The 11,016-nt window shown below is 40.2% G+C and carries 6 protein-coding genes; all 6 read right to left on the bottom strand.

The window, feature by feature from the left end:
• Positions 1-77 precede the first annotated feature (77 nt).
• Entirely contained in the window at positions 78-995 is a 918-nt protein-coding gene (gene glyQ / locus Q4443_RS03080) for a glycine--tRNA ligase subunit alpha (RefSeq protein WP_000038733.1), read from the bottom strand.
• A 383-nt stretch (positions 996-1,378) separates the two neighbouring features.
• The gene (locus Q4443_RS03075; RefSeq protein ID WP_000912017.1) at positions 1,379-1,750 is read right to left on the bottom strand and encodes a GFA family protein; all 372 of its coding nucleotides are present in this window, start codon (positions 1,748-1,750) and stop codon (positions 1,379-1,381) included.
• Between the two features lie 316 nt (positions 1,751-2,066).
• On the bottom strand, positions 2,067-6,578 hold the full coding sequence (locus Q4443_RS03070) for a S8 family serine peptidase (protein WP_049518974.1): 4,512 nt from the start codon (positions 6,576-6,578) through the stop codon (positions 2,067-2,069).
• Positions 6,579-6,867: 289 nt separating this feature from the next.
• Positions 6,868-7,710: an aldo/keto reductase gene (locus Q4443_RS03065; RefSeq protein WP_049518973.1), complete on the bottom strand. Its 843-nt coding sequence runs from the start codon at positions 7,708-7,710 to the stop codon at positions 6,868-6,870.
• Between the two features lie 81 nt (positions 7,711-7,791).
• Positions 7,792-9,183: a peptidoglycan-N-acetylglucosamine deacetylase PgdA gene (pgdA, locus tag Q4443_RS03060; RefSeq protein ID WP_049518972.1), complete on the bottom strand. Its 1,392-nt coding sequence runs from the start codon at positions 9,181-9,183 to the stop codon at positions 7,792-7,794.
• A gap of 103 nt (positions 9,184-9,286) precedes the next feature.
• Positions 9,287-11,014 carry a septation ring formation regulator EzrA gene (gene ezrA / locus Q4443_RS03055; RefSeq protein WP_049518971.1) on the bottom strand — a complete coding sequence of 576 codons (1,728 nt, stop codon included), beginning with the start codon at positions 11,012-11,014 and terminating at the stop codon, positions 9,287-9,289.
• Positions 11,015-11,016 lie beyond the last annotated feature (2 nt).

Genomic DNA, 11,016 nt, shown 5'->3' with positions numbered 1-11,016 from the left:
ATAACAGTACGGCGGTGCATATCCCTTTAGCAAGTCTTCGACTTGCCTTTAACGATTTTAGATCACAGTATTACTTACTATTCTGCATCTTCTGCTAGGAGTTTAGCTCGTGTTGCTTCATCCAAAAGTGGGTAACCTAGGCGTTTGCGTTCTGCGACAAAGGTTTTGGCTACGACACGGGCCAGGTTACGGATACGGGCGATATAGCCTGCGCGCTCAGTTACAGATACGGCACCACGCGCGTCAAGCAGGTTAAATGTGTGTGAACATTTGAGAACATAGTCATAGGCAGGGTGAACCAAGCCTTCCTCCAAAGCGCGTCCTGCTTCTTTTTCAAACTTATCAAAGTTTTCCAACAACATTTCTTGGTCCGAAATTTCAAACGAATATTTTGAGTGCTCGTACTCAGGCTGGATAAAGATTTCTCCGTATTTTACACCATCGGCCCACTCGATATCATAGACAGAATCAACTTCTTGAATGTAAGAAGCCAAGCGTTCCAAACCATAGGTAACTTCCGCAGTCACAGGCCCAGTTGCCAATCCACCGACTTGTTGGAAATAAGTGAACTGAGTGATTTCCATGCCATCAAGCCAAACTTCCCAACCGAGACCTGCAGATCCAGTCGATGGGTTTTCCCAGTTGTCCTCAACGAAACGAATATCGTGCTCCAAAGGATTGATGCCCAATTTTTCCAAAGACTCAAGGTAAAGTTCTTGGATATTTGACGGAGAAGGCTTCATAACTACTTGGAATTGGTGGTGTTGGTATAGACGGTTAGGGTTTTCCCCGTAACGACCGTCAGCAGGACGACGTGATGGCTCTACATAAGCCGCATTCCATGGCTCAGGTCCGATAGCACGAAGGAAGGTGTAAGGACTCATTGTACCTGCACCTTTTTCATTGTCATAAGCCTGCATAAGCATACAACCTTGGTCATTCCAAAATTGTTGCAAAGTCAAAATAATTTCTTGAAATGTTAATTTCTTAGACATTGTTTACTCCTTTTTCTATAAATTACTTGCGACACGAGTCTGCCTCGTCGATTATACGGGGCAAGACGAGTTAGTACTGCGTCTAGCTCAGGCACTCTAATGCTGAGCGTGGGGCAGTCCGACTGTAAGGAGGTCTCTGCCACTGACGCAGTGGAAAGTCAATTTCTTAGACATTGTTTACTCCTTTTTTTATAAATTACTTGCGACACGAGTCTACCTCGTCGATTATACGAGGCAAGACGAGTTAGTACTGCGTCTAGCTCAGGAACTCTAGTGCTGAGCGTGGGGCAGTCCGACTGTAAGGAGGTCTCTGCCACTGACGCAGTGAAAAGTCAATTTATTAGACATTGTTTACTCCTTTAATTTATATTATCTTTTTAGATTTATTCATCAAGCAACCAAGAAAAAGCTGGGTCCTGAAAAATATGACGTTTGGGAACAGTTTGTAAATTCTGATCGCATTCATCTATTGTACCTAATTTTAAAGCACAGACTTCTGGTATATTTTCTTGAGCAGTGAAAATTTGACTATGACAGTTCTGACAGTAATAGCGTTGTTTTCCTGGAGATGAACTATAGGTAACCAACTGTTCTTTTCCATGCAATACTAGGTTTTTACTGCTAACTTTGGCATTCACTGTATAGGCAGACGCAGTTGCTTTCCGACAGAATGAGCAGTGGCAAAAAACTAATTCCGACAATTCCTCATCTAAAGTGTAGGTCACTGCTTTGCATAAACAAGATCCTTTAAGCATTATGCTCCTTTCTACTTAGGCATTAGACGAAATTCAAAAAGAACCGAATTTCAACACCCAAGCCTTGCGACTAGGGGCGTCAAAAACGCGGTTCCACCCTAATTTATTACTTCATTGTTTTTAAAAATACGACAGAAAGCGCCAGTTTCTTACCTTGTTCTACTTGGCTCCCACTACCCCAAGATCGCTGAAGAACGCCATAAGACTTTCTTTCCTAGCTAGTATTATAGCAGATTTTCTAGCTAGTGTAAACCAAAAATGAGTCTGAAAACAAAGTTCCAGACTCATTTAATAGTAAAGCTTCAGAAAGTCCTATTTAAGGATGTCTTTTCGCTTTTGGTTTTTTGCCATGTAGATTTCTCTTGGCTTGTTTCAAGGCTGTAATGGCATCTTTGACATCTTCTTGGCTCGCTCCTGGATCTTTAAGGAGTTCCTGTGCCTCTTTAAAAGTTAAAAGATAAGCTGCTTTTTCTTTCTTGTCAGCATAGATAAATCTCGCGTTCTTTTCTTGGAAAAGGCGTTCATCTTTGACCAGTTTCTTTAGACTAGAGAAGTCTGTAGCCTTGCCATTCAGTTTACTTTTAGCTGTTGCTAGGGCAATGAGAGATTGGTCAATTTGATCCTGTTTGACTTTAGGATCTACAGCTAGTAAGGCAATTTCTTGGAAGGCACGATCATAAGCTCGACGTACTTTTTCCTTGGCATTCGCATATCGTCCAGTTTTAGTCGTTGCATAGTAAGCTTTCATAGCTTCTTTCAAGGCTGTAACGTTCGAATCTTTTCCATCCAAAGCTTTACCAGCAGCTTCAAGACTAGCGAGAACGCCATCAATCAATTCTTGTTTCAACTTGCTTGACAAGGCTGACTGCGCAACTTGGAAAGCTTGGTCATAAGTTTTTCTCTTATCTGCACTACTATTAAAGTAGCGAGACGTTTCTACCAGTTCTTTTTGTTGATTTACCGCAGCAATCAAGGCCAACTTAGACACAACAGATAGACGCAAAGCATTATTTCGACCTGGCTGAACGAGCAAGGAAACGAGATCTTCAAGGAGTTCGTATCCAGTTGGTAAGGCGACTTGTACAGTATAACGACCTGTAGCAACTTTCTTACCAAAGGCGTATTGACCGTATTTTTCAGCAGGAAGAGTGATACTTGTCCCATCTTCACCTTTCAGAATCACTGTGGTCGTCTTTGGAACAGCTTGATTGAAGGAAACAGACACTGGTGCATACTCTAGGAGATTTGCTAGGAAGGTAATGGTTTGGAAACTATTTTCTTCCGTCAAGTCAAACTCTTGGGACAAGGCACTGATAAATTTCAATTCTGTTCGATCATAACTGAAAATTTCTGCTGTATAATGACCAAATTGTAAGAAATGAATCGCTTTTGTCTTGTCAACATCAACATATTGCCCCTTGCTATTTTTGATTCGATAGACGTAGAGGGTATCAATATCCTGATTTGTTTTTGCATCCTTCAAGTCAATTTTAACTCGACCACTATTTTGATCGCGGACAAGTTCGGCAAGTGAGATATAGTCTACATTTCCTGCATAGTCCTCAACAAGATAGTAAATATTAGCCTTGTCAACATCCTTAGGAAGTGTATAACTACCATCAGCATTGGCTTTGATCAGATGGGTGTTCTCAAGCGCACGAGTTCCAGACTGGTCTTTCCCAGTTAGAACCATGGTCCCTTTCTGGTCAAATGGTGTGAGGTAGAAAACTTTTTCTGAAAGGATACCGCCTTGACCCACATCTTTTGGTTTGCGAGCTACGAATTCTTGGTTTCCATCTTTAAAGCGAATATAACCACTTGTGATGACAGGTTTTTGAGTATCAATTTGAATTTTGAAGGTCGTGTGTTGTTCTTTAGCTCCTGGAACGTCTGGTGTGTAACTAATAACATAGTCATATAAACCATCTGCAACGGTATTGCCATCAAAATCCTGGCCTCTCCAAGCAGTATTATCTAGAATATAACTCTTCAGATTTCTACTGTCTCCATCAAAATAATTTTTACGAAGATCCTTTGCATCGCCCTCCCAAATAGGATGTTCATGCTTGGTATCCGTAGCCGCATAAACTGTAGCCCGAAGATTTACAAGATTTCTCAAAGCAACCGTTTTGTATTCAACTAGGTCTTTGTTTCCATCAGCGTTTGGAGAAATGGCAATACGGATATTCCCTTTTTCGTCCAACTGAAGAACATGCTTCCCTTCAGCATTTTGTTCGATTCCAAGAACAGTAATTCGGCGTCCTTGGCGTTGACCTTGAGAAACAAGAAGGTCATTTTGCAAGGTTGCTAGATAGGTCGCATCATTAGAGTAGTTAACGGCAGGATTATCCTTGTCTACTTCCGTGTAAAATCCATTTTTCCCTTCTCGAACAAGGTTGTAAATTGGTTTTTCGACAGCGGGGAGATTTTGGAATTCACCTCGGAAGCCCATAAATGCAAGGCTCACAATATCCCCATCATCTGCTGGATCTACAAAGCGAACAAACCCTTCAAGGAAATAGCCATTTGGCATTTGTTTGCTGAGTTCAGCAGCAAATTTTCGAGCATCCACTTTAACAGTGACTGTTTGACTGCTGTGGGCTTTGACTGTCACTTCAGGCCAGACTGTCTCCGTTAGTTTTCGAGGTCGAAGGGTGAATTTTCCATCTTGGACCTCGTCTGTATTGGTATTGACCACCATCTTGAGAGTACGGTCAGTATCTGAAATATTGTGTACAGTGACCTTGAAAGTAAATTGATCTCCAACATTTCCTAAAGTCACGCTTGGATAACCATTTTCACCCGTTACATAGAGGTCTGTTGACACTGCAGCAGCTGTATCCACAATACCAGAACCTTGCTGACGAGGAGAGGTATAAGTGCCTGTGTCCTTATTAACATGTGGTTTTGCAGTTGACATGATCAAGGCCTTGACAGTCTCTGATACTTGCTCAGGAGTCAATTCTGGATGGTGTTTTTGAAGGTATTCCTTAACCAAAACTGCAACACCCGTAACGTGAGGAGCCGCCATACTGGTGCCGCTGATACTACCATAGGTATTGTCATTAAAGGATGAGTAGATATTGCCACCAGGAGCTGTCACATCCGGTTTCAATTGTCCATCAGTAGTCACTCCCCAACTTGAAAAGTCAGATAGCTGATTGGCTACATCAGAAGGACGATTATCCATCTTACCATTAAAAACAATCTTGTAGTTTCCTGATTTTAAGGCTTCACCATACTGTTTAGAAATAAATACAGAAGGAATTTTCTTTGCTTCATCATCAATAGACATATTGATGTTTGCACCTTCTACATTATTGTAGATCAAAGCACCAAGTGCACCGTGTTTTCGTGCATTTTTGATCTTCTCTGAAAAGTTCATGGCTCCACGCTGAATGAGGGCAAGTTTCCCAGTTAAATCCAACTTCGCAAAATCTTCTTCACGACCTAACCCTGCTTCGACGTATTCGTACTCTTTTCCTTTTTCAAAGTCCTTATCTGCTTCAGGTTGATTATAATCAAATTTTCCGTTATGAAGGCCGGCATTTCCCTCTAGACCTTTGACTTCAAAAACCGCTGTCGTCAATGTTTTATTGTTGACAGAAGCAACTGAAATCGAATCCTCAACAGTGGATGGATTTCCAACCAAGCCATAGTCTGGGTTTTCAGCTAATGGTTTTGAATAACCATTTCCGAATGTATTGCTATTTCCTGCTGAGATAAGAACAGAAACTCCCTTGGCACGAGCCCGTTTGATGGCATCCACAATATCAGAACCAGCATCGACCATAGAACCAGTGCTAGATCCCAAACTCATATTAATGGCATCTGCTCCCAAGGCAACTGCATCATCAATCGCCTTTACATAAAGGGCCGAACTGGTCGTTTTTTGGCGGTCTGAAAAGACACGCATAAACATGACTTGGGCTTCTGGCGCAACACCATAGACCTTTTCACCATTTGGTGCCTCTTTATCAGGGTTTCCAGCTGCAATCCCTGTTACGTGCATCCCATGAGAAGTTCTTTCTGCTTCTTTGATCTTATCTGTTCCGTCAAAGTAGTCATAGGCATAGACCACCTTATCACTATACCATTTACCGTAGTCGATTCCAGCAGCCTTTTTAGCTGCTTCGATGGCTTCCTTGTTTTTAAATTTTGCTTTTGACGAATCCGAAATTCGAAGTACCTCATGATTCAAATCAAGTCCAGAGTCAATAATGGCAACAACGGTCCCTGTTCCCTTGTAACCAGCCTTCCAAGTTTTCGGTACTGTGATGATATCATTGCTTGAAAGACTATTGGGTTTTGCAGACTCAGCTTTTTCTTGTTCTTTTTCAGTAGTTGCTGTTTCTCCAGTAGTTTTAGGAGCTGTCGTTGCTTGAGCCTCTTTGTTCTCTATGTTAGAAGCCTTCTCAGTAGCAGGCGCTGGACTGGCATCTACTGTTGTTTCTTTTTGGACGACACCTTGATTCTCTTCGTTTGCAACTGCGCTATCTTTTCCTGATTCTTGAGATTCGGCAGTTTTATCAACTGGAGTTTCTACCTTAGCATCTTGTTTAGTAGCATCCTCTTTAGAAGTTTCAGCTTCTTGTTTCTCTCCAACTACTGGAGCTATCCCATTAGTGGTAGTTAAGTCAGTCGTAGAGTTTGAGTGTTTATCGTCTTTTAGCTCTGTCTTAATTTCCTGAGTTTGAGCTTGATTTTCACCTGTACTCTGCTCATTGGCACTGACTTGACTTGCTCCAAAAACCAAAGCAGTTCCCAATAAAACTGAAGCAAGACCAAATTTGTATTTCCTTAATGAAAAACGTTGTCGTCTATTCATACATAATCTCCTTTTTCTTTAAAGTATACCTATTATAGCGCAAATAGGTATAAATTTTTACAAAAATCTGAATTGTCACAAAAATGTAATATTTACGTATATATCTTACTTATTTAATTTTATCATTCGTGTTATTTGCTCCATCAAACCAATATTTTCTAAATTCGTTCCTATATTTCAATCCATAAAATTATTTTATTATACAAACAATTTAGATTTTTTATACACAAAAAGACTAGGATTTAAAATTCCTAGTCTTTGTTATTTCAGTATAAATAGATTTCACAAACTAAAAATCCATCTCATCCACACGAGGTGCACCCGAAGTCACTGAAATTGTCTTTAAGACTTCTCGCTCGTCTCTGCTGAGTTCAATTCCAAAACAGTCAAGATTGCTCTGGATGCGAGAGGCTGTCACTGACTTAGGTAGGGGTAAAAATCCTTCTGCCAAGCTCCAAGCCAAGGCGATTTGAGCCACTGATTTCCCATGCTTATCAGCAATTTCTTGGACTTCTTTCTGTTCAAACAGCTCCCCTTGTCCAAATGGTCCCCAAGCCTCTAAGAGAATTCCTTTCTCTCTACAGTAGTCAACCACTTCCTCTTGATAAACTCCTGGTGCCAAGCGCACCTGATTGACCGCTGGAATGATTCTTGCTGTTTCAAGCAAGGTATCCAAATGATGGGGGAGGAAGTTACTAACGCCGATGGCACGGATTTTGCCTTCTTGGTAAAGATCCTCCATCGCTCTCCAGACTTCAGCATTGCGAGTTTTCCATTCGCCATTTTCTCTTAAAGGTTTAGGATTTGGCCAATGGATAAGGTACAAATCTAGATAATCCAATCCCAGTTTTTCCATTGATTCTTCAAATGCTTGGCGAGCTTCATCATAGCTGTGATTGGTATTCCAGAGTTTGGTCGTTACAAAGATTTCTTGTCTTGGAATACCGCTATCTCGAATAGCACGTCCAACACTTTCCTCATTTTTATAGATAGCTGCAGTATCGATATGACGATAGCCGGCCTTTAAGGCTTCTAAAACGGCTTGGTAGGCCACCTCTCCATTTTCAGCTTTCCATGTTCCAAATCCTAGTACAGGAATTGAAACTCCATTATTAAGGTTGTAAGATTTCATCGTTTCTCCTTTCTATGTGAAGAAAATCTAAAGAAACAAAATCCTGATTATCAGAACACTTGCCCCTTTAGATTTTAACAATTATTGATCACGATCGTAATAGATCTCATGAGCTTTTAAGCGAGAATTGAGCAATTCAGGAACGGTCACAAATGTATACCCTTCACCCTTTAAATACTCAATAACACTTGGTAGAGAATTAACTGAAGGACCATGAATATCATGCATGAGGATGATGGAACCATTGCGAACCTGACGCTGTATCTCTGCCAAAATGGCTGTCTCATTTTTACTCTTCCAGTCCAAACTATCCACGTCCCACATGATGAAGCTTAAATCAAGGCCGTTTCGAATATCATCAGTGATGGCACCATAAGGTGGACGCATCAGTTTAGAGCTTGATCCTAAAACTTGAGTTAACAAATCTTCTGTATCAGTGATTTGCTTTTTAGCATCTTCGAGCGAAAGTTGTGAAAGAACGGGATGACTCCAGCTGTGGTTTCCTACAACATGACCTTCTGATTTCATTCGTTTTAGAAGATTTTCATTACCTGCAATGTTTTTACCAAGTACAAAGAAGGTTGCTTTTACACCATATTTAGCTAAAGTATCCAAAGCCTGCGTGGTTGTAGTTGGATTTGGGCCATCGTCAAAGGTCAAGGCTACAACTTTTTTATTTTTCTTAGCAAAGTATGCTTGGTAAAGTTCAGCATCTTTTTCTAATAGATAAGAGGACTCAATGACATCAAAGAAACTGGATATCGGTAGAGCAATTTCCTCCAAAGTCTCCCCTGGATTAGCAGGATAAAGGATGATTTGACTATCCTTATAATCAAAACTCCAAGATGTCAATTCTTGGTCTGTGAAGCTCTTTATAACTTGATCAATTTTTGCCTGGTCAAGTTTCTTATCTTCTAGAGTTGATTTGATTTGACTCAGTAAGAGTTCCTTAGCCTTACTTGCATCTTTGAAGAGTTTGCTGAGGTCAAAATCTTTCCCATCTTCAGTCAAGAAAATTTTCCCTAAAGAAGTCTTTTCTTTTTCTTCAACCTTTGATGCAGACAAATCGTAGACTTGCTTACTGATACTACGAGCAACAACTCCCTTTAAGACTGGGTCCAACTGCTCACTATAATAAAAGACCAAATCCTCTTTATCTTCCAGCTTTTCTTTGATATCCTGGTTGATTTTTTCTCTAACAGACGCAATGACTTCCTCTCCTTGCAGAGGGTAGTAGGCAATCACCTCAGCTTGACCTTTTCGGAAATGGTCCTTCTGACTACCTGAGTTGAATTGCTGGTCCTTTTCGCTTTTTAGCGCTTCAATTTTTTGTTCGTAAGATTGCTTTTGTAGTAGCTTATAACCAATAGCACTCCCTAATAGAATCGTAGCAATTCCTAAGATTCCAACAAGGGAAAGCAATAGCCTTCTCGTTTTATCGTGAGAAACACGTTTCGCTCTATTTTTTTTCATATTTCCATCATATCAAATCGAGGCTATTATTTCAATGATAAACAGGGATTCTGTCTTTTTTTAGGAAAATAAAAAAGCTTAGAAATCTTCTAAGCTTCTATTTTTAAAAACGAATCGCTTCACGTGTTTTCTCATATGAAGTTACAAAACGGTTTGTAACTCCTGGTTCAGCAACTTCCAAGGCTTGTGAAATTTTTTCAAATGATGCCTGATAGTCAAACTCTTTTTCAAAAATTTCAAGCGCTTCGTTGAAGGCCTCTTGGATACGCTCATCAAATGAACGGTAACGGTTTGAGTATTGCAAGAGTTGCTCCGTCAAGGTTGCATATTGAACGATGTCATAGGTTTCTGTTTCAAGTGCTTCCATATCATTTGTTGCGACTTCAAGAATGCGTTTAACCGATTCAATATTCACTTGCGGTTGTTCTAACTCTGCCATCAGATCTTCTGTGTTATGACTTGCAGTAAAGAAAAGTTTCAAGAAACTTTGAGGAATACCTGGCAAGTTTCTCTTCTCCATGTAACGTTTGATAGTATGCAAACGGTTCACATAGACATTTGCTTTTTGGCGAGCATTGAGGTCGTCTTTTTCAATTTGCGCAAGTCGTTCGCTAACAGAGATTTGCTCATCCTCTATATCCTTGAGGTTGCTTTGAAGCATTTCCAACTGTTCTTCAAGAGCAGAGTATGCTTGTGTTGACTCACCTTGATCCTCTGTCACTTCCATGATTGCCATATCAAGTGCAGCCAATTCTGCTTGAAGACGACGAACATGATTTCCATCACTTTCAGGAAGAAGGTAGGTTTTAGTCAAACGTTCAAGATCTTGAACAAGCACCTGATTATTTTCTTTCAAGTGGTTGAGATAAGTTGGTAATGTCGAAAGAAGACTTTCAACCACTTTTTGAGCTGCAATTTCACGAGTGAAGATATCATAAAGTGCGTTGATTTCTTCTTGGATGCGATTATTTTCATACTCTGCATTGTCCAATTCCAACTGACGAATATTTTCTTGATTATTTTTCAAAGACTCATGCAAAAGTTGGAAACGGGATTCAATATCTGTTTCTGTAAAGTGGTAGTTGGCATCCAACAGCTTGCGATAACCTTCTTCCAAATCTGCCAATTGTTCTGGCAGTTCCTTTGTCAAGGTTTCAACAAGAGCTGGAATTCGCTCAACGATGTGTGTCAAAGCGAGAATATGATTTTCAGTTGAATCAAGAATTGCTGCGGCTTCAACCGGGTCACCTGATGAATTTAGGGTAACAAATTGAGAGAATTCAGATTGGATGTTTTCCAATTGTTTCTCAATCTCAGGAAGGGCTTTCCCATATTTTTCTGAGTTTTCTGCAACAGTGTGCTGGAGTGTTTCAAACAAGTCCAAAGCATGAAGAACACGGCCACTATTCTTAGATTCTTGTTTTTCGAGTTCAGAAAGGGCATTGCGAATAGCTGCAATATCTTCTTCAATCAAGCCGATTTGGCTTTCAATTTGATCAATCTTGTGAGCTGCTTTAAAGAAACGGAAAGAATTATTGTAGCTTTCAGCTTCAAAGAGGTGATTTTCAATATCAGCAAATGAGTTCAGAGATAAATCAACCCATTTTTGATTCCATTCACGGAAGGTCACCTGACTTTGACCAATCAAGTGCATGTTTTTAACGGCTTCAACCTCATCATTTACAGGAAGGTTGTAGAGTTCTTCTTTTCTTTCTTCAAGGGCCGTTAATCTGCTTACATTACGCTTACGTAAAAAGATAGCTGTTACATAAGCTAAGATCAGAATGACTGCAATCGCAACCATTAGATAAATTAGTTGTCCATTAGACATAT

This window comes from Streptococcus sp. GP0011 (assembly GCF_030546305.1).
In the GTDB taxonomy this organism is placed as follows: Bacteria; Bacillota; Bacilli; order Lactobacillales; family Streptococcaceae; genus Streptococcus.
This window is presented reverse-complemented; position numbering and strand designations above follow the sequence as displayed.

Coding starts and splice junctions, on each gene's coding strand:
- glyQ (WP_000038733.1), bottom strand. CDS start 995: ATGTCTAAGAAATTAACATTTCAAGAAATTATTTTGACTTTGCAACAA.
- Q4443_RS03075 (WP_000912017.1), bottom strand. CDS start 1,750: ATGCTTAAAGGATCTTGTTTATGCAAAGCAGTGACCTACACTTTAGAT.
- Q4443_RS03070 (WP_049518974.1), bottom strand. CDS start 6,578: ATGAATAGACGACAACGTTTTTCATTAAGGAAATACAAATTTGGTCTT.
- Q4443_RS03065 (WP_049518973.1), bottom strand. CDS start 7,710: ATGAAATCTTACAACCTTAATAATGGAGTTTCAATTCCTGTACTAGGA.
- pgdA (WP_049518972.1), bottom strand. CDS start 9,183: ATGAAAAAAAATAGAGCGAAACGTGTTTCTCACGATAAAACGAGAAGG.
- ezrA (WP_049518971.1), bottom strand. CDS start 11,014: ATGTCTAATGGACAACTAATTTATCTAATGGTTGCGATTGCAGTCATT.